The sequence below is a fragment of the Flavobacterium soli DSM 19725 genome (genome assembly GCF_000422705.1).
GTDB classification, from domain to species: Bacteria; Bacteroidota; Bacteroidia; order Flavobacteriales; family Flavobacteriaceae; genus Flavobacterium; species Flavobacterium soli.
The window spans coordinates 152119-170768 of record NZ_AUGO01000008.1 but is presented as its reverse complement, the minus strand read 5'-3'; the positions used below and the strand labels follow the sequence as shown (position 1 = coordinate 170768).

20 protein-coding genes are annotated in these 18650 nt (G+C 38.0%); 14 read left to right on the top strand and 6 right to left on the bottom strand.

Features of this window, described 5'->3' with window-relative positions:
* The first annotated feature begins 271 nt into the window (after window positions 1–271).
* The 5 genes from G508_RS0111495 to G508_RS0111475 all read left to right on the top strand — a co-directional run bounded on the left by G508_RS0111495 (window position 272) and on the right by G508_RS0111475 (window position 4676).
* Entirely contained in the window at window positions 272–1081 is an 810-nt protein-coding gene (locus G508_RS0111495) for an SRPBCC family protein (protein ID WP_245569864.1), read from the top strand.
* 300 nt (window positions 1082–1381) lie between these two features.
* Window positions 1382–1726, top strand: coding sequence for a hypothetical protein (locus G508_RS0111490; RefSeq protein ID WP_026705455.1), 345 nt, complete (start codon window positions 1382–1384; stop codon window positions 1724–1726).
* Between the two features lie 140 nt (window positions 1727–1866).
* Entirely contained in the window at window positions 1867–4032 is a 2166-nt protein-coding gene (locus tag G508_RS0111485; protein WP_026705454.1) for a catalase, read from the top strand.
* A 10-nt stretch (window positions 4033–4042) separates the two neighbouring features.
* On the top strand, window positions 4043–4300 hold the full coding sequence (locus G508_RS0111480) for a hypothetical protein (RefSeq protein WP_026705453.1): 258 nt from the start codon (window positions 4043–4045) through the stop codon (window positions 4298–4300).
* Window positions 4301–4379: 79 nt separating this feature from the next.
* Window positions 4380–4676 carry a hypothetical protein gene (locus tag G508_RS0111475; RefSeq protein ID WP_026705452.1) on the top strand — a complete coding sequence of 99 codons (297 nt, stop codon included), beginning with the start codon at window positions 4380–4382 and terminating at the stop codon, window positions 4674–4676.
* Window positions 4677–4719: 43 nt separating this feature from the next.
* On the opposite strand, the gene G508_RS20120 is transcribed toward G508_RS0111475, so the two are convergent.
* Together G508_RS20120 and G508_RS0111465 are read right to left on the bottom strand one after the other, a co-directional pair.
* Window positions 4720–4872 (bottom strand): hypothetical protein, encoded by a 153-nt coding sequence (locus G508_RS20120; protein WP_157485995.1) that lies wholly within the window; start codon window positions 4870–4872, stop codon window positions 4720–4722.
* 129 nt (window positions 4873–5001) lie between these two features.
* A complete protein-coding gene (locus G508_RS0111465) occupies window positions 5002–5637 on the bottom strand; it encodes a YciE/YciF ferroxidase family protein (RefSeq protein ID WP_026705451.1) in 636 nt (211 codons plus the stop codon).
* 175 nt (window positions 5638–5812) lie between these two features.
* On the opposite strand from G508_RS0111465, the gene G508_RS0111460 reads away from it, so the two are divergent.
* Window positions 5813–6514 carry a DUF421 domain-containing protein gene (locus G508_RS0111460; protein WP_026705450.1) on the top strand — a complete coding sequence of 234 codons (702 nt, stop codon included), beginning with the start codon at window positions 5813–5815 and terminating at the stop codon, window positions 6512–6514.
* Here the strand turns inward: G508_RS0111460 and G508_RS0111455 are convergent.
* Window positions 6511–7359 carry an SDR family oxidoreductase gene (locus G508_RS0111455; RefSeq protein WP_026705449.1) on the bottom strand — a complete coding sequence of 283 codons (849 nt, stop codon included), beginning with the start codon at window positions 7357–7359 and terminating at the stop codon, window positions 6511–6513. The two genes, G508_RS0111460 and G508_RS0111455, sit on opposite strands and share 4 nt — an antisense overlap.
* A 144-nt stretch (window positions 7360–7503) precedes the next feature.
* Between G508_RS0111455 and G508_RS0111450 the strand changes: the two genes are divergently transcribed.
* From G508_RS0111450 to G508_RS0111435, 4 genes are read left to right on the top strand one after another with little or no spacing between them, the layout of a single operon-like run.
* Window positions 7504–8067: a DUF1543 domain-containing protein gene (locus G508_RS0111450; RefSeq protein WP_026705448.1), complete on the top strand. Its 564-nt coding sequence runs from the start codon at window positions 7504–7506 to the stop codon at window positions 8065–8067.
* Window positions 8068–8072: 5 nt separating this feature from the next.
* Window positions 8073–8213 (top strand): hypothetical protein, encoded by a 141-nt coding sequence (locus G508_RS20235; protein ID WP_169628031.1) that lies wholly within the window; start codon window positions 8073–8075, stop codon window positions 8211–8213.
* A gap of 1 nt (window position 8214) precedes the next feature.
* Complete coding sequence (locus G508_RS0111440) at window positions 8215–8595, top strand: YchJ family protein (RefSeq protein ID WP_026705447.1); 381 nt, start codon at window positions 8215–8217, stop codon at window positions 8593–8595.
* Between the two features lie 53 nt (window positions 8596–8648).
* A complete protein-coding gene (locus G508_RS0111435) occupies window positions 8649–9104 on the top strand; it encodes a GNAT family N-acetyltransferase (protein WP_026705446.1) in 456 nt (151 codons plus the stop codon).
* Window positions 9105–9189: 85 nt separating this feature from the next.
* Here the strand turns inward: G508_RS0111435 and G508_RS0111430 are convergent, their stop codons facing one another.
* Both G508_RS0111430 and G508_RS0111425 read right to left on the bottom strand, forming a co-directional pair.
* Window positions 9190–10371: an MFS transporter gene (locus tag G508_RS0111430; protein WP_026705445.1), complete on the bottom strand. Its 1182-nt coding sequence runs from the start codon at window positions 10369–10371 to the stop codon at window positions 9190–9192.
* 115 nt (window positions 10372–10486) lie between these two features.
* On the bottom strand, window positions 10487–10831 hold the full coding sequence (locus G508_RS0111425; RefSeq protein ID WP_026705444.1) for a hypothetical protein: 345 nt from the start codon (window positions 10829–10831) through the stop codon (window positions 10487–10489).
* Between the two features lie 337 nt (window positions 10832–11168).
* On the opposite strand from G508_RS0111425, the gene G508_RS0111420 reads away from it, so the two are divergent.
* The gene (locus G508_RS0111420) at window positions 11169–12107 is read left to right on the top strand and encodes an alpha/beta fold hydrolase (RefSeq protein ID WP_026705443.1); all 939 of its coding nucleotides are present in this window, start codon (window positions 11169–11171) and stop codon (window positions 12105–12107) included.
* 106 nt (window positions 12108–12213) lie between these two features.
* Here G508_RS0111420 and G508_RS0111415 read toward each other — a convergent pair whose 3' ends face one another.
* Window positions 12214–15654 (bottom strand): methylmalonyl-CoA mutase family protein, encoded by a 3441-nt coding sequence (locus G508_RS0111415; RefSeq protein ID WP_026705442.1) that lies wholly within the window; start codon window positions 15652–15654, stop codon window positions 12214–12216.
* Window positions 15655–15831: 177 nt separating this feature from the next.
* Between G508_RS0111415 and G508_RS0111410 the strand changes: the two genes are divergently transcribed.
* From G508_RS0111410 to G508_RS0111400, 3 genes are all read left to right on the top strand, one after another.
* Window positions 15832–16734, top strand: coding sequence for an EamA family transporter (locus tag G508_RS0111410; RefSeq protein ID WP_026705441.1), 903 nt, complete (start codon window positions 15832–15834; stop codon window positions 16732–16734).
* A gap of 216 nt (window positions 16735–16950) precedes the next feature.
* Window positions 16951–17673 carry a DUF4197 domain-containing protein gene (locus tag G508_RS0111405; RefSeq protein WP_026705440.1) on the top strand — a complete coding sequence of 241 codons (723 nt, stop codon included), beginning with the start codon at window positions 16951–16953 and terminating at the stop codon, window positions 17671–17673.
* 12 nt (window positions 17674–17685) lie between these two features.
* Window positions 17686–18393 carry a DUF4197 domain-containing protein gene (locus G508_RS0111400; protein ID WP_026705439.1) on the top strand — a complete coding sequence of 236 codons (708 nt, stop codon included), beginning with the start codon at window positions 17686–17688 and terminating at the stop codon, window positions 18391–18393.
* Window positions 18394–18650: the final 257 nt, after the last annotated feature.

Genomic DNA, 18650 nt, shown 5'->3' with positions numbered 1-18650 from the left:
CATCCGTTCACTCCGTGCAGGCATCCGTCGAGTGTTTATGCACCATGAGCTAAATTTCGCTCCCAATAGTCTAATCATTCTTTATACTGCTAAAAATTTTAAAAAGGATAAACAAGCACCATAATACAATCTATTTTAACATCTGTAAAAGCAGTGATTGAAATCTTGCAACAAAATCAGCATTTACTGTAATCATTTTGAAGGCATTAGAAATAAATTTGTAAAGAAGCTTCCAAACCAAAATTAAACAACACTTTAAAAAATAATTGCTATGAATACTTTAACAGAAGAAACGAAAACAACTCCTGAAAGTACACATTTTATGAAAAGGGATGATAGTGGCACTGATCCTAACCGATATGCTAATTTTTCTGAGGAGGATTGCAACAAGATTCTTAACCAAAATTGTCCTAAAGACAGTATCATTCCCGGAGTTAAGGTAAATGTGAGTACCGTTGAACGCATCCTCATGGTTGCCGCTGGAGGATACTTGCTCTGTAAAGGCCTTAGTGGTAAAAACAAGAGTGCAGCTCAAAGTATTGCAGGAACAACCATGCTTGCCAGAGGTATCACAGGTTATTGTCCAATGTATGATATGGCAGGAAAGACTAATTTCTTGAAGAGCAGTAATGTAAACATTAGAACATCTGTGCAAATTGGCTTGCCGGTTCATGAGGTATATGATTTCTGGAGAAATTTAGAAAACCTACCCAAATTCATGAAACATTTGGAAAAGGTGGAGGAAAAGAACAGTGTGACGTCACATTGGACAGCCAAAGGTCCGGGAGGAATTGGAACCATTAGCTGGGATGCCAATATCTTAATGGACGAGCCAGGAAAGATGTTAAGCTGGCATTCGCTTCCAGGCTCAACCGTAGACAATGCTGGTAAAATTTTATTTAAAGAGAACGGAACTGGCGGTACTGAACTTGATGTAACCATTTCCTATCATGCTCCACTTGGGGTGGCAGGAGAAACTGCTGCCAAATGGTTGAATCCGTATTTTGAAAAAATAGTGAAAGATGACATCCAGAATCTAAAATCATTTTTAGAAACCGGACAGGAAGTAATATCTGTTTAAAAGCATAAAATCAATACGATGACGAAAGTCATTTCATATCCCTTTAGAGCCACATAGAACTATAATGCTTTGTTTAAGTTGAAAAGAAATTTCATTTTACATAGTTGCACACTGCTATCATAAGCCCTAAATTGGGTTAAAATTTTCTTTTCTTATTATTTTTCTATGTGGTTTATTTTCTAAGGAACTCTAGTAATGATTTCAAAACCAATTTGTAACAATAATCCATTTGAATGACACCAAAATGAGCCGTTTTATGGAACGTTTTGGTGTTTTTTATTCATCCAAAACCTTACTATTATGAACACAAATGACCGACATGAAGAAGAAAGAGAAGATCGTCCAAGAGCGATTCATCCAGACGAAGTGAATACTGAACATCCTGGCAAGAAATTGAAATCGCAGGAGAAGATTGACATCCGCGAAAGCGAATTTGGAAGAGCTTCTACCCAAGATCCTCAAGATGAAAAGATCGAGGACAACCTCTCGCAGGTAGATGAGGGAACCATCAAGCTACAGGAGCAAAAGAAAGAACACCCTGATCAAGATTTGAAGGAAGAGATTAACGAGATTGACAACAGGGATCGAAATGATAGCACCCAAGATTGGGATGCTGAAAACAGCAGGACAGGCCGACACAAATAAAGGGTGATGTTCCACCCTATTTTCGCTACAGCGAAATCCTACAACTTTAAGTATGAATTCCATAAAATCATGTGAACCTAAAGCAGGAACTTTATGGTATTACAAATAGTATACTGCACAACCCAAAAAAAACCATTGCTATGAAAAAAAACGACGCAAATCGTAATCTGGAAGAAAATGCCAAACAAAAGGATCTTGCCTACAACAAATCAGACGGGACAGATCAATTCATGACTACTGATCAAGGCGTAAAGGTGAACGATGACAACAATTCGCTAAAAGCAGGCGATCGAGGTCCATCCTTATTGGAGGATTTTATCCTTCGCGAAAAGATTACCCACTTTGACCACGAACGCATACCGGAACGAATTGTACATGCAAGAGGATCGGCAGCACACGGTTATTTTCAGCCCAATGCCGAAGCCAAAAAATATTCGAAAGCAGGATTTTTGCAAGATGCCAATTCGACGACGCCAGTCTTCGTTAGATTTTCGACCGTAGCTGGATTTAGAGGTTCTACAGATATGGCACGCGATGTTCGTGGATTTGCTGTAAAATTTTATACTGAAGAAGGAAATTTTGATCTTGTGGGAAACAATATACCCATCTTTTTTATTCAGGATGCTGCCAAGTTTCCCGATTTGGTTCACGCTGTAAAGCCCGAACCACACCATGAAATGCCTCAAGCCGCCTCTGCCCACGATACTTTTTGGGATTTTATTTCGCTCATGCCCGAGTCCATGCACATGATCATGTGGGCAATGTCTGACCGAGCCATACCAAGAAGCTATAGAATGATGGAAGGTTTTGGAGTGCATACATTTCGATTTATCAATAAAAAGAACGAATCGAGCTTTGTGAAATTTCATTGGAAACCAAAATTAGGTACTCATGCAGTAGTGTGGGACGAAGCCGTAAAAATTTCAGGTAATGATCCTGATTTTCATAGGAGAGATTTATGGGAAGCCATCGAAAGCGGTAGTTTTCCAGAATGGGAACTAGGCGTTCAAGTTATTCCTGAAGCCGATGAGCATAAATTTGACTTCGATTTACTCGACCCCACCAAGATTGTTCCCGAAGAATTGGTTCCCGTAACCATCATAGGGAAAATGGTATTGAACCGCAACCCCGATAACTTCTTTGCCGAAACCGAACAAGTCGCCTTTCATCCAGGCCATATTGTTCCAGGAATAGATTTTACAAATGATCCCCTACTTCAAGGAAGATTATTCTCCTATACAGACACCCAGCTTTCACGTTTGGGAAGCCCCAACTTTCACGAAATTCCAATTAACCGACCAATAGCACCGATGCACAATAACCAACGTGATGGCCACATGCGTCAGGAAATAAATGTAGGTCGGGTGAGTTATCATCCCAATTCTTTAGGAGGAGGTTGTCCTTTTCAAGCTAAGATTGCTGAAGGCGGATTTGAAAGCTATAATGAGAGAATAGATGCGAAGAAAGTGAGGGAAAGAAGTGAAAGCTTTGCAGATCATTTCAGTCAAGCCAAATTGTTTTTTGAAAGCCAAACACAAGTAGAGCAAGACCATATCATCAATGCCTTGCGATTTGAATTGAGCAAGGTAGAAGTTCCAGCGATTCGTGAACGAATGTTAGGTCTTTTGTCTCAAGTCGATACAAATTTGGCGAAAGCCGTAGCAAAAGGATTAGGCATGCAAGTGCCTCGATCACCAGAAAGACCTATGAATCATGGAGTTGGGGCAGACGATAAAGGCAAACAGGAGCCAAAACCATTGGTTAAATATGCCCAAACTTCGGATGCTTTGAGCATGATCAAGAACAAGCTGAACTCTGATACCATCGAATCTAGACAAGTAGCCTTCCTATGTGCTGATGGCGTTGACGGAAACTCTGTGAACACCATGAAAGCTGCCCTTGAAAAAGAAGGAGCTACTGTAAAAATCATCGGAACAAATGCTACAGCCATCAAAACGGCCGAAGGAAAGGAATTGAAAGTAGATCACAATCTTTTGACCGTTTCTTCGGTTTTATTTGATGCCGTTTTTATTCCTGCGGGAGAAGCGAGCATCGACCGATTGAAAGAAGAAGAAAAAATACCTGAATTCTTGAACGATACTTACAAACACTGCAAAGTTATTGGAGCCGATCAAGAAGGAATTTTATTGCTTAATGAAACGAACTTTGTTCTTCAATTGTCTGAAGCCAAACTTGAAGAGCAAGGCATCATTACCAGTGATACTACCAAGGCAAGTTTAACTGCAGATTTTATCAGTGCCATGGGCGAACATCGATTTTGGATTAGAGAAAAACCCTTAACTTAAATATAGTGCTATGAAAAATGCGGAGGACCACAACAAAGAGGAAAATATCAAAGGTATTGCAAGAAAAATTTCTGAAGGTTTATATATAAATGTAAATCGAATCCCAACTCATCATGTTAATCTTGAGGATGATTCAAAAGAATATCTAAAACACATTCCAGACGATATCACTTTCGAAAGGATTATGAAGGATAATCTGCGGAACAAGGACGATGACTCACTTCCCGACGACAAGGATCAAGGGGACGAGACTATCGGAATTCCGTGATTAGGTTTTTTGTTTTAGTTTTTGGGGCGGAGGTTTCGGCTTCCGCCTTTTTATTCGATAAACTTAAAAATGTATTGCTATGAAAAAGAAAATGATTTTGGGCATGCTGTTGTTATTTGCCATTGGAGCAAATGCCCAGGAAAAACGAACTACTACAACGGATACTATTGGCACACGGAGAATTACCCCTACTGCAACCGATATAAATCGAGCGAATAAAGTGGAAGTTCCTGAAATGCAAAGTAAAAGTGAAGTTGACGCCGAGAAACAGGCTAAAGACAAAGGAAGTAGCCGGAACCAAACACAGGTAAATCCTGAAAAGATGGCTCCTATTGTGGGAGATACAGTCAAAAAGCAGAAGCCGATTAGAAATTAATTTTGCAAATAAAAAAGCCTGTATGAACATACAGGCTTTTGCTTTATTCTTGAACCGAAAGTGTATCGGTCACTAGTGTTGCTTCTTGATCTTCGAAGTTATTTCCGTCGTCACAGGACTCACAAGATGTGGTTGCATAGCCGGCAAATAGTACCACAAAGAGGTAGGTCACGATCTTTAAGTTAATTGCTTTCATAGTGGTATGTTTTGAGGTTTGGTAGAATTTGGGATTACTATAGAGACAAAAATATATTTTATGCCAAAATCGAGTTTATACAATTTCCGTCAAAGTTTATAAAATTACCATTTCGCCCAAACCTGTTGCCTATTCCTCATCAGCGGCATCAACATTGATGGATGCCAAAGCGATTTCCGTCAATTTCACATCACAGTCCTTTTCCTCTTGAAGGGTTGTAGCAAGAAGATCAGCAGCTTCTTTTTCTCCTAATGTTGTAGCAAAAGCATAAAGCGTTCCGTAGCTTGCAATTTCATAATGCTCTACTTTTTGGGAAGCGGCAATGATTCCTGCATCTCTCACGACACCAATTTCAGTCTCTTCCATGATGCTTTCGCCTTCCTTGATCAAGCCGTCCATTGCGTCACATTTTTTAGCAACCGCTTTTTTGCCTATCGATTTGAAAACTTGTTCCAAACGGTCAATATGCTCTTCGGTCTCTTTCAAATGACTCTCGATAGCTTTCACTAGCTCTGGAGTTGTAGCATTCTTGGCCATTTTAGGCAAGGCTTTGGTCAAGGCTTTTTCCGCCCAATAGAGGTCTTTTAATCCGTCTTCGAAAAGTTCTCTCAAACCATCAGCTGCCGATGATTTTGCCTTTACCATTGATTTTGGGGTTGTAGTCTTTGCTGTAGCTTTTTTTGCTGCTGCTGAAGCTGTAGCTTTTTTTGAAGCAGTTCTTGTTGCAGTACTTTTTGTGGTTGCATTTTTTGTGGTTGTTTTCATAACAGTTTTATTTAGATAAATTAATAATGATTTAGATTGTTGATCTATACAAAGTTTCAATTTTTAGTTTGCATAGGTTTATAGTATTACAACCTAACCTTATAAGATTAAATCATCTTGAAATTCAATTGATTTTTTCACTACTTTAGAGTACTCCAACTCTAAATTTCATACAATGAACTTACTCTCGGGAATTGATCTTGACCTGCTTTTGAAAGGCAAAGAAGAATGGATTTTTCTGTTTGAAATTGCCTTCCGGACCATTATAATGTTTGTTGCGATCTTGATTGCCTTGCGTATTTTGGGCAAGAGAGGTGTCAAGCAACTTTCAGTTTTTGAGTTGGTTATCATCATCAGCCTTGGTTCGGCAGCTGGCGACCCAATGTTTTATAAAGAAGTGGGAATCCTGACAGCTTTTACTGTTTTTATTGTCATTATTCTTTGCTATAAAGCCACTACCTATTTTGCCTTAAAAAGTGACCAATTTGAAAAGATGATTGAAGGAACTCCAATCTGTCTTGTCAAGAACGGAAGATTTTCGATTACCAATTTCAAGAACGAACCTTTAGGCTATGATGAATTTTTTGCAGAAATGCGACAATATAGCGTGTCCCATCTTGGGCAGATTGAAATCGCTCTCATCGAGGTTACGGGCGAAATTAGTTTATATTATTATAAGGATGAGGAGGTGAAATATGGCTTGCCTATCTTGCCCCATCTCTATCAGGAACAGTACATTCAAATCATGAAAAGGGATATCTATTCGTGCTCTTTTTGTGGTAATACCGAAACAATCGAAGCAACTGACAAACATTTGTGTACCATTTGCAGCAAATACAAATGGGTAAAATCCATTAATACCATCAGGATTACTTAACTTCCTACTATTTCACCTCCGTTGACATGGATGATTTGTCCGGTGATATAACTACTGTCTTCGGAGGCCAAGAATACATAAGCGGGGCCAACTTCCGAGGGCTGTCCTGCTCTTCCCATTGGAGTATCCTGCCCAAAATCTGAAACCTTGTTGAAAGTGGCTACAATTAAGGGTGTCCAAATGGGTCCTGGAGCTACTGCATTTACTCGGATACCTTGTTTTGCCAACATAGCTGAAAGGGAACGCGTGAAGGTAACAATGGCCCCTTTCGTACTGGAATAATCCAAAAGATGTTCGCTACCACGATAGGCCGTCACTGAGGTTGTATTGATAATCGTGTCGCCTTTTTGCAAATGTGGCAGACTTTCCTTGACAACATAGAAGAACGGATACACATTGGTTTCAAATGTTTCCAGCAATTTCTTTTTTGAGATTTCCTGAATGTCGGATTTCGGAAATTGTACAGCAGCGTTGTTTACCAAAATATTAAGGTTTCCCAGTTCTTTGATGGTTTGCTGGACGACTTTTTTACAGAAAGCTTCGTCTCTCAAATCGCCTTCGACAAGAAAACATTTTTGGTTTTCAGCTTCGACAAGTTTTTTCGTTTCTTCGGCATCTTTGCTTTCGCTGAGGTAAATAATAGCAACATCTGCACCTTCTCTTGCAAAATGCACGGCAATGCTTCTGCCAATTCCGCTATCACCTCCCGTTATTAGGGCAACTTTGCCTTTAAGTTTATGGCTTCCTTTATAATTAGGATGTATAATTTCCGGTTGTGGATCCATCTGGAACTCATGACTTGGTAATTTTTGGGATTGTTCGGGGAATTTTGTTGGCTTTTTCATAACGCTATTTTATTTGGTTTACAATCCTAAAATTACCCCTTTCCCTGTTTGAATCCTATCACGATTTTAATTCATTCTTATGATTTTACCACCTGAAATAACTTGAATACCTTTCGCTTTCGCTGAAAAACTTATCTTTGGGGTATGGAAAACAATTTGAAACTTTATATGATAATGCTGGGTTGTACTCCTGATGGAAGGCTAACCGAACAGCATGATCTATTTTTTGGGATAGGAACTTCGTTAAAGGAGTTATTACCAGAGATGATTGCGTTTTGGCCTGAAGCCAAAGGACAAATTCACATTGATGCTTGGAGGGAAGTGACTGCTACCGACGGATTTTCGATTGAAGTGGTAGAACGAACTGCTTCAAATGCAACGGAACAACACCTCTTTTTTCTAAATCTCGGCGGTTACAAAAAAGACGAATTCGAAGAATACCACTATAAGATTTTGACGGTCGCTCCATCTTTGGCGAAAGCCATAAAAAAATCCAAGGAAACGGCATTCTACCAACATTGTGGATTTAAAGGAGCTGCTTCTCATATTGATGATCAGTTTGGGATTGATGTGGACCAAGCCTTCAAAGTCGAGGATATCCTGAGTGCATCATTAAAAGAAAAATATCAATTGAAGATTACCGAAAATACTTTGGCGAAAGCCGACAAATTGCATATTGGCTATTTAAAGATTTCAAAATTAATCTAAAACACATGGGCAGAAATAACGAAAAGAACATCAAGAAACACAACGATAAGTTGCATAAGGCTCAAGCAAAAGCAAAAGAGGCCGAAGTTTTGCGCAAGGAAAAACTGGCGGCTATCATGAAGAAATTTAACGAAACCAAAGAATAGAATGCCTGCTACAAACTGCTATTGTGGTAACGAAAAACCGTTTGCCACTTGTTGTGAGCCTTACATCAAAAATGTTCAAAAAGCTCCAACAGCCGAAGCTTTGATGCGGTCGAGATACAGTGCTTATTGTATTGTCGCTGGGGATTATCTGGTTGCTACGACACATCCTTCTACCCGAAAATTTCATGATAAAGCGTCTATACTAGAATGGTCAAAGAGCAATCAGTGGCTCAAACTAGAGGTCATGTATGCGGAAGAAACGGTTGTAGAATTCAAGGCGTTTTTTTTGGATGCTAAGCTAAAAGCCAATGTGCATCACGAGAAATCTAGGTTTGAAAAGGAAGATGGCAGTTGGTTGTATGTGGATGGGGTGTTTTATTGAGTATTATTTATTTTTTATTCTCTATTACTATTATTTATTTTCTATTACAAAACATGAATATTGTAAAAGCCACTATCGACGATGATTTAGTTTTGACAGCCATTACAAAGCGGTCAAAAGCCACTTGGGGATATACGGAAGAGCAACTTTTGGAATGGAACAATTCTTTAACCGTCACGAAAGAATATATCCAGACTTATGATGTCTTCAAGCTAGTTTCGGAAAACGAGATCATTGGGTACTATTCTTATGGATATGAGTCAGAAGGAGTTTTGCTATTGGACAATTTATTTATTCTGCCAGAATATATGGGAGCTGGATTGGGAAAAATGCTGATGCTAGATTTCTTAGAAAGTATTCGGAAATATGGAATCCAGCGAATTAGACTTTACTCCGACCCCAATGCTGAACAATTCTATACTAAATTCGGTTTTAGAACTGTAGGCAAACTCGAAACAAAGATCGAAAACCGATTCCTCCCTATAATGGAGTTAAAGTTCAATCTGTAGCGGTTTTTGTTATAGGACACTTGACAGGTTTTAAAAACCTGTCAAGTGTAGGCAATATACGGCAGTAAAAACTTGCTTTTGCGATTTATAATCTCCTTAAAATCCATTCTTTCCTGATCCTATCGAGCATAAACAGCAATCCCAGAAAAGCCATTCCTGCCGAAGCATATAGCATTATTGGCACTCGCGTGATGACATCATGGTAGAACCAACCTGCTAGTAAAGCACCAAGACCGATTCCAGCTTCCAAGGCGATATACATAGTAGCCATTGCTTTTCCTCTATGGCTGGGATGGCTCATATTGACTGTCCAAGCGTTTAGGGCTGGCGAAAGCACTCCAGTTGCAATTCCGAAGGCAACCGAACCGAAGATAAATCCCCAGAAGGTATCGGCATAACCTAAAATAAATAAGGCAATGACCAAAAGAAACAGTCCGATGGTGATCACACGAGTTCTTCCAAACTTGTCGGAAGCTCTTCCCGCAAGAAAGCGTATTAAAAGCGAGGAAATGGTGAAGACAATAAAGAATAATCCTTTGTTTGAAATACCGAGGTGCTGTGTCCAATCGGGTATCAGGGTTAGAATAGTTCCATAAGCAATGTAGGACATAAAAGTTATAAAAGCTGCTGGAAGGACTTCGAGGGCGATAATATCTTTGCGTGATATTTTGAGCAATGCCAAACTGAAACGTTGTTTTTCCTTGAGGGTTTCCTTCATATTCATCAAGATCACGATAGATAGCAAGGCAAAAATCGAGGAAATATAAAACAGAATATCGATTGAATAATATAAAACTATCGTACTCCCAATGGCGGGACCAATTGCCATCCCGATGCTGAAACAGAGCCCGTGAAAACCTAACGCTTCACCCCATCGTTCTTGCGGAATGATATCGGCAACATAGGCAGCTGTGGCTGTTGGCTTAAATCCTGTGGAAAATCCATGAATCAATCGGAGGAATAAAAATCCTGCAACACTGCCCAAAACGGGATAAAGAAAACCGCAAACAAAACAAACGATGGAACCTGTAGCCATGACGGGAACGCGTCCTAGAGTATCGGTTAATCTTCCGCTAAAGGGTCTTGATATTCCTGCCGTTAGCGTAAAAAGTGCAATGATAAAACCTTTGTATTCTGCACCACCCATACTGCTCAAATAGGAAGGCAATTCGGGAATTAGCATATTGAAACTGGCTGAGAACAAAAGCGAACTCAGGCAAACAAGTCCGAACTGCAAGTTATAAACCGGGTGTGGTGTTTTTATCATTTTGAAACTTGGGGGAAAAGAGGATTTCTTTTCGGGTGCAAAAGTAAGGTTTAATTATTTTGCTTTAGCATAAAAAAATCCGAAGTTGAAGCTTCGGATTAGGTTTGGGTAACGTCTATTCAAGTTGTATATTGATTGTTTTTTCACTGAAATCAATTGCGATCAAATCTGGGGTTTTGCGAGATGGAATACACCTCTTGATTTCGATTTTTTTTGCAATTCGGTTTAGAGCCACATCTCCGAAGTTTAGTACTACCTTATATTCATCTATACCAAATTTACCTACAAAAGCTTTCAATACTAAGTGCTTTTTATCGTTTATAAATTCGTGTGATATATTTTGATTGGGTTCATGCAAGGTTACGCTTTTGCACCAAAGTCTGGTTGCTTTCTTTTCTGATTCTTCGTATTTTTTGCAAATCTTATACTCTAAAAATTCTAAAAATTCATTATCTAACATTATTCTGGAGGCTTAATTGTTTTTATTTGGTCGGTTTTGGGGCGATACCGTTATAAAAGTTCTACATCTTATAGAAAAACGAATTTAACTAAAAAAGTTTATATTAATGCAATAGATTACAATAAAATAAAAATAAAATAAAATTGGTCTCTTTTTACTGGAGTTTAAGGAAAGAAATAAATTGATAAACTTATAATAATAAATTAAATTGAGAAGGCTTCTGGATGCAGAAGCCTTTTTTTATGCTCCGATTACTGTTTTAATTTAATACTTTCTTTGATAATCTTATAGCATACTCATTTGCAAGTTGTAGTACATTTGGGCAAATAAAAATCTCATGCAGAAACTTGTTACCCTATTCCTATTTGCTTTGATCGTCTCAAGTTGTGGAACGCCAAAAGCCAACCGCATTGACGATTATGTTTTCAAGAAGAAAACCGAAAAAGCAGAATACATCAAGTCCTATAACAATGCGTTAAAACTTTGGAAAGTTCCCTTTAAAGAAGAAGATGTTCAGACAACTTCCGGAAAAGCACACGTTATTATTGCTGGCCCCAAAGACGCCGAACCCTTAGTGTTGCTTCATGGGATGGATGCCAGTTCCACCATGTGGTATCCCAATATCGAGGCACTCTCAAAAAACCATCGGGTATATGCCATCGATTTTTTGATGGAATCTGGGAAATCGGTTGCTTCTAACGACCGTCTGAATACGACGGAAATTGTCAATTGGTACAATCAAATCTTTCAACACTATAAATTAAAGAAATTTAAAGTGGTTGGAGCATCACGTGGCGGCTGGATTGCTACATTATTAGCAACTCAAGAAAACAGTGGTATTTCCAAATTGGTTTTATTAAGTCCTGCTCAAACCTTTGAATCTATTGACAAGAAAGGAAAAGCAATGCCTGCCTTGATGTTGAAATTGTTTCCAAACAAGAAAAAATTAAAAAGAACGCTTGAAGCTTTTTCCTATTATCCACAGAAAATTGACACGCTTTACAAGAAACAATTCTATTTGGCCAACAAATATGCAAAAAGCAACACGAGCATGTTGCAGATGCAACCTTTCTCAAAAGACGATTTAAGGAAAATTAGTATTCCTGTCTTGGTATTAATTGGAGACCATGATGTGATCAATTCAGATGACAGCTTGGAAAAAGCAACCGAATTGATCCCGAAAAGCAAGACCGAAAAAATAAAAGATGCGGGACATTTCCTTACGATTGATCAGGCTAAATTGGTCAATAAGATGGTGGTGGAGTTTCTTGATTAAAAAAGAAACAGCTCAAAAGCTGTTTCTTTTTTGAAATTTTATAAAAAATCATAAGTGATAGTTAATCATTTTATTTACATCATTCACTTATATCGATTTTCTACAACTACATATTTCGTCTATACTGTCCTCCCACTTCAAACAACGAAGAAGTAATCTCTCCCAACGAACAGATTTTTGTAGCTTCCATCAATTGCTCAAAAATATTTTGATTGTTGATGGCTACATCCTGAATAATTGACAACTGTTCTTTTGTCTTGTCTCCATAAAATTGGTGCAACCTGTCTAGCATATCAATCTGGAATTGTTTTTCTTCTTCGGTTGCACGAATTACTTCCGCAGGAATAACCGTTGGCGAACCTTTTGAACTCAAGAACGTATTCACACCGATAATTGGAAATTCACCCGTATGTTTCAGCATTTCATAATACATACTTTCCTCTTGAATTTTCGAACGTTGGTACATCGTTTCCATTGCTCCAAGTACGCCACCTCTTTCGGTAATCCTGTCGAATTCTTGTAAAACCGCTTCCTCTACCAAATCCGTCAATTCTTCAATAATAAACGAACCTTGAATTGGGTTTTCATTTTTCGCCAAACCTAGTTCCTTGTTGATAATCAACTGAATTGCCATTGCACGACGAACCGATTCTTCCGTTGGTGTTGTAATCGCCTCATCATAAGCATTGGTATGCAACGAGTTACAGTTGTCATAAATTGCATATAAAGCTTGCAAAGTTGTTCTAATATCATTAAAATCAATCTCTTGGGCGTGTAACGAACGACCCGAGGTTTGAATATGGTATTTCAACATCTGAGCTCTTTCATTAGCTCCGTATTTGTTTTTCAAGGCTTTCGCCCAAATCTTTCTGGCTACACGACCAATCACTGCATATTCAGGATCGATTCCGTTTGAGAAAAAGAACGATAAGTTTGGTCCGAAATCATTGATGTCCATTCCACGGCTCAAATAATATTCCACATACGTGAAACCATTTGCCAAGGTAAACGCCAATTGTGTGATGGGATTGGCACCCGCTTCCGCGATATGATAGCCTGAAATCGAAACTGAATAGAAGTTTCTAACGTTATTCGTGATAAAATATTCCTGAACATCACCCATCAATCTCAAGGCAAATTCCGTAGAGAAAATACAAGTGTTTTGAGCCTGATCTTCTTTTAAAATATCTGCCTGAACCGTTCCACGAACTTGCGAAAGCGTTCTGACTTTGATTTGTTCGTAAACATCTTTTGGCAACACTAAATCTCCTGTAACTCCCAAAAGCATCAAACCTAAACCGTTGTTGCTTTCTGGAAGATCTCCATTATATCTAGGTCTTTCCAAACCTTTTTTCTTGTAAATTTCATCGATTTTAGCTTCCACTTCATCCACCAAATCATTTTCCTTGATGTAAATCTCACACTGCTGATCGATCGCTGCATTCATAAAGAACCCAAGCAACATTGGAGCCGGACCGTTGATGGTCATACTCACAGATGTCAATGGATGGGCCAAATTGAAACCTGAATACAATTTTTTTGCATCATCCAAACAGCAAATAGAAACTCCGGCATTACCAATTTTTCCATAAATATCTGGTCGTAAATGCGGATCGTTTCCGTATAAAGTTACACTGTCAAAAGCCGTTGACAAACGTTTTGCAGGCAAACCAGCACTCACATAATGGAAACGCTTGTTGGTTCTTTCCGGACCACCTTCACCAGCAAACATTCTTGACGGATCTTCGCCTTCACGCTTGAAAGGATACAAACCAGAAGTGAAAGGAAACTCTCCCGGAACATTTTCTTGCAGGTTCCATTTCAAGATATCACCCCAAGCTTCATACTTAGGCAAGGCCACTTTCGGGATTTGCGAATGCGACAACGATTCTGTATGGGTTGCAATCTTGATTTCCTTGTCACGTACTTTAAACGTATAGACAGGATTTTTGTATTTGTTTACTTTTTCGTCCCAAGTCAGGATAATTTCCCAGTTGTAGGGATCCAAATCCATCTTCACTTTGTCGAATTGATTCAAAAGCAAATTAAGGAAGATCTTGTTTTCGTCTTTTTCATCCAAAGCACTTGGCAAAACAGTTTCTTCATCAATTCCTACCTTGTTGATTTGAGGTTTTTTACCCGAAACCGATTCGATGGTTTTGAAAATTCCGTATAATTTTTGAGCTACTTGTTGTTGTGTCAAAGCTGTAGCATCATATTTTCTATTGTTTTCAGCAATTTCAGAAAGATAACGCGTTCTGTGAGGCGGAATTACGAAGATTTTCTCGCTCATTTCACGCGTAATTTCAAAAGTAGATTTCAAGTCAGAAGCTGTCTTTTCTACAATCTTGTCCATGATTGCTTTGTAGAGCGTGTTCATTCCAGGATCGTTGAACTGCGAAGCAATGGTCCCGAAAACTGGCAAATCATCAGGATTCGCATCCCAAAGATTATGGTTTCTCTGGAATTGTTTTTTCACATCACGCAAGGCATCCAAAGAACCTCTCTTGTCGAATTTATTGATAGCCACCAAATCAGCAAAATCAAGCATGTCGATTTTTTCCAATTGTGTTGCGGCACCAAATTCTGGTGTCATTACGTATAACGAAACATCAGAATGGTCCATGATTTCAGTATCCGATTGCCCGATTCCTGAAGTTTCTAGGATGATAATATCGTATTTTGCCGCTTTCAAAACCTGAATCGCTTCAGCAACATATTTTGATAAAGCCAAATTTGATTGACGCGTTGCCAACGATCTCATGTAAACACGAGGATTATTGATAGCATTCATTCGGATTCTATCGCCCAATAAAGCACCACCTGTTTTTCTTTTTGAAGGATCGACAGAAATCAATCCGATCGTTTTTTCTGGGAAATCAATTAAAAATCTTCTAACCAATTCATCAACCAAAGACGATTTTCCTGCTCCACCCGTTCCTGTAATTCCAAGAACTGGAATCTTGCTGGTTTCGTTTTGCTTGTGAATAGTATCAAAAGTTTCCTTTGCAATTTCAGGAAAATTTTCTGCCGAAGAAATCAAACGGGCAATTGCCGTTGGATTTTTGTCTTCCAAATGATTGATTTCGCCATTCAATTTATCGCCAATTGGAAAGTCAGATTTCTGAACCAAATCATTGATCATTCCTTGCAAACCTAGTTCACGTCCGTCATCTGGAGCATAAATTCTTGTAATTCCGTAGTCTTGTAATTCCTTGATTTCGTCTGGAAGAATTACACCTCCACCTCCACCAAAAATCTTGATATGTCCTGCTCCTTTTTCATGAAGCAAGTCATACATATATTTGAAATATTCATTGTGGCCACCTTGATAAGAAGTCATTGCGATAGCATTTGCATCTTCTTGGATGGCAGTATTCACCACTTCTTCTACACTTCTATCATGTCCCAAATGGATCACTTCGACACCCGTTGATTGGATGATTCTTCGCATGATATTAATGGCAGCATCGTGTCCGTCGAAAAGTGCTGCAGCAGTTACAATTCTTACTTTATTTTTAGGAATATAAGGTTTTGCTTGTTCCATTTTGAAATATATGTCAATTTTAGGTGTGCAATTTACGATTTTCTTAAAAACTTAAAAGCATTTCAGGCTGTTTTATGATTGTTTTTGGGAAGTAAAAAATTTCTCTTAACGAATTCACAAAATCAATTTCATACCAATTGTGTTTTCTACATTTGTCCTCGATTTTTTATACTGTCAATGAGACTCACAAAATATTATGTGGCAGCCGTTTCGGCTTTTATCATTTGGGGATTTTTTAGCTTAGCTTTAAAACCCTTGCATAGTTTTCCATCATTGGATATTTTATTTTATAGGGTATTTCTGTGTGTGGTTTTGATGTTGGTCATGAACCTTGGCTTCAGATGGAGAATCGTTCGTGAAACTGCCATTTATTTTAAAAGCCTAAACCTGAAACAAAAACGAAATCTCACACTTCTAACCCTTGGAGGTGCTATGCTTTTAACAGCGAATTGGTTTATTTTTATTTATGTGATGAACCATATTAGCGTCAAAGCTGCTTCGTTTGCCTATTTGGTTTGCCCTATTCTCACAACCGTTTTTGCGTTTTTGATTTTAAAAGAAGAGTTGTCAAAATTGCAGTGGACTGCAGTTGGCCTAAGTATTTTTAGCTGTATTTTATTGGGATATGGGCATTTGCAAGATGTTTTTTATAGCTTGATTGTCGCGACAACTTATGCTTTATACCTCGTGATTCAAAAAAGAAATACCACGATTGATAAGTTTTTGTTACTCACCATTCAGCTTGTCATTACAGCAATTTTGCTGTTACCTTTTTATCCTTTTTATAGAGGAGAAGTCCCAACCGAAATTTCTTTTTACCTTTATATATTGGTCATTGCAGTGGTTTTCACAATTATTCCATTGTTTTTGAACTTATATGCCTTGAAAGGAATCAATTCTTCTACAGTTGGAATTTTGCTCTACATCAATCCAATTATTACGTTTCTTCTGGCAATTTTCTATTATAAGGAGGAAATTACAGCCCTTCAGATTTTGGCTTATTTCTTATTGTTTGTTTCGATTATGGTTTTTAATTCGAAGTTGATTATAAAACCAAAGTTGTTGCAACCCAAGGGCTAGTATGCAAATAATTTTCCCTCTAGCCTCGATGGTGTTCCCGAAGCTTCGGGATTTGAGCTCTTGCAACTGCCGTAAGAGCTGTTGCAAAGCGAGTGGCTCCAGCGGGAAAATGGATTTATGGAAAGCCCGAGCCTTTCGCTCCTAAAATTTTACTTTAATTTAATTTTGGTTTAGAAAACGGTATGTTATTTGTTTAACTTTGAAAAAAGACTAATTATGAAAAAAATATTTTTGATTGTATTATTGGTTCCAATTGTGAGTTTTGGACAATTAAAAGGATTATTGGACAAAGCAAAAGAAAAGGTTGCAACAGCAACTGGGGCCCAAAACGGAGCTGATATTGGAGCTGGACTGAAGGAGGCTTTGAACAAAGGAGTTACGGAACAAGTTTCTAAACTTACGGCAACTGATGGTTTTTATAAAAATGAAGCCGTAAAGATTTTATTGCCTGAAGAATTACAAAAAGTGGACAAGGCTTTGCGTAAAATGGGTTTGTCGAGCTTGGCAGATGAAGGGATCAAATCATTGAATCGTGCCGCTGAAGTTGCAGTTAAAGAGGCTACACCCATCTTTGTTTCGGCCATAAAAAACATGAGTTTCAAGGATGCAAAAAATATATTATTGGGTAGCGATAATGCAGCAACCACCTATCTTGAAACTACTACTTCTACTGCTTTGTATTCTAAATTTAGTCCTGTCGTAAAAGAATCTATTGGAAAGGTTGGTGCCGATGTGGTTTGGGCAAAAATCATTGAAAAGTATAATGCTATTCCCCTAGTTTCTAAAGTGAATCCTGATATCAATGATTATGTAACCAAAAAGGCAATGGACGGTGTTTTCACGATGATTGCAGTTGAGGAAAAAGATATTCGAACAAATTTGAATTCGAGAACTTCGGATTTGTTAAAAAAAGTATTTGCTTTGCAGGATAAAAAATAAATTAAAAATGCTATGAAAAAAATTATTTTAATTGCTTTGGTTTTTACACTTTCTGGATGTGCAGAATTACAACAAATTGCGAGTCAATATCCTGAATTAGGGAACTTAGGAAATCCTGATATTGCTGCAGGTTTGAAGGAAGCCTTGAACAACGGTATTACAAAACAAGTCTCCAAATTGACGGCAACTGATGGTTTCTATAAAAATCAAGCTGTAAAAATCTTGTTACCTGCCGAATTGCAAAAAGTCGATAAAGGATTGAGAGACATTGGTCTTGGAAGCCTTGCCGATGAAGGTTTGAAAGTCATTAACCGTGCCGCAGAAGATGCTGTAAAGGAAGCTACACCCATTTTTGTGGATGCCGTTAGAAACATGACCTTTAACGATGCTAAAAACATTTTGATGGGAAATAACACGGCTGCAACTAGCTATTTGCAAAATTCTACCACTACGGCTTTATATGGTAAATTTAATCCTGTAATTAAAAGTTCGTTTGCGAAAGTGGGTGCCGATAAAGTTTGGAAAAACATCATAACGAAATACAATTCTATTCCGCTTGTGACCAAAGTTAATCCTGACTTAACAGATTATACAACAAACAAAGCATTGGAAGGCGTTTTTAAAATGGTAGCGGTTGAGGAAAAAGATATTCGTACCAATTTGAATGCAAGAACTTCTGATTTATTGAAAAAAGTATTTGCCTTGCAAGATAAAAAGTAAAAAATTTTGATTGCTAATTTTTTAATAATCAATACTATAGAAATAACATTGCCTTAACATTCTGTATCTAAAATTTGTCAGATATTTGCAAAGTAATAAAGCATAAAATTTGGTTTGGTTAGTTAGAGTTTAGAAAATCCGGAGCTTTCGTTCCGGATTTTTACATTTAAATGTTAACATATTTCATCTAAATAGTATAAAAGTTAACATATCTTAATGATTATATAACCTTTTCTTCATTTAAATTTGCACTCATA

Coding starts and splice junctions, on each gene's coding strand:
- G508_RS0111400 (WP_026705439.1), top strand. CDS start 17,686: ATGAAAAAAATTATTTTAATTGCTTTGGTTTTTACACTTTCTGGATGT.
- G508_RS0111495 (WP_245569864.1), top strand. CDS start 272: ATGAATACTTTAACAGAAGAAACGAAAACAACTCCTGAAAGTACACAT.
- G508_RS0111425 (WP_026705444.1), bottom strand. CDS start 10,831: ATGTTAGATAATGAATTTTTAGAATTTTTAGAGTATAAGATTTGCAAA.
- G508_RS0111485 (WP_026705454.1), top strand. CDS start 1,867: ATGAAAAAAAACGACGCAAATCGTAATCTGGAAGAAAATGCCAAACAA.
- G508_RS0111435 (WP_026705446.1), top strand. CDS start 8,649: ATGAATATTGTAAAAGCCACTATCGACGATGATTTAGTTTTGACAGCC.
- G508_RS0111490 (WP_026705455.1), top strand. CDS start 1,382: ATGAACACAAATGACCGACATGAAGAAGAAAGAGAAGATCGTCCAAGA.
- G508_RS0111460 (WP_026705450.1), top strand. CDS start 5,813: ATGAACTTACTCTCGGGAATTGATCTTGACCTGCTTTTGAAAGGCAAA.
- G508_RS0111450 (WP_026705448.1), top strand. CDS start 7,504: ATGGAAAACAATTTGAAACTTTATATGATAATGCTGGGTTGTACTCCT.
- G508_RS0111455 (WP_026705449.1), bottom strand. CDS start 7,359: ATGAAAAAGCCAACAAAATTCCCCGAACAATCCCAAAAATTACCAAGT.
- G508_RS20120 (WP_157485995.1), bottom strand. CDS start 4,872: ATGAAAGCAATTAACTTAAAGATCGTGACCTACCTCTTTGTGGTACTA.
- G508_RS20235 (WP_169628031.1), top strand. CDS start 8,073: ATGGGCAGAAATAACGAAAAGAACATCAAGAAACACAACGATAAGTTG.
- G508_RS0111430 (WP_026705445.1), bottom strand. CDS start 10,371: ATGATAAAAACACCACACCCGGTTTATAACTTGCAGTTCGGACTTGTT.
- G508_RS0111465 (WP_026705451.1), bottom strand. CDS start 5,637: ATGAAAACAACCACAAAAAATGCAACCACAAAAAGTACTGCAACAAGA.
- G508_RS0111405 (WP_026705440.1), top strand. CDS start 16,951: ATGAAAAAAATATTTTTGATTGTATTATTGGTTCCAATTGTGAGTTTT.
- G508_RS0111415 (WP_026705442.1), bottom strand. CDS start 15,654: ATGGAACAAGCAAAACCTTATATTCCTAAAAATAAAGTAAGAATTGTA.
- G508_RS0111440 (WP_026705447.1), top strand. CDS start 8,215: ATGCCTGCTACAAACTGCTATTGTGGTAACGAAAAACCGTTTGCCACT.
- G508_RS0111480 (WP_026705453.1), top strand. CDS start 4,043: ATGAAAAATGCGGAGGACCACAACAAAGAGGAAAATATCAAAGGTATT.
- G508_RS0111475 (WP_026705452.1), top strand. CDS start 4,380: ATGAAAAAGAAAATGATTTTGGGCATGCTGTTGTTATTTGCCATTGGA.
- G508_RS0111410 (WP_026705441.1), top strand. CDS start 15,832: ATGAGACTCACAAAATATTATGTGGCAGCCGTTTCGGCTTTTATCATT.
- G508_RS0111420 (WP_026705443.1), top strand. CDS start 11,169: ATGCAGAAACTTGTTACCCTATTCCTATTTGCTTTGATCGTCTCAAGT.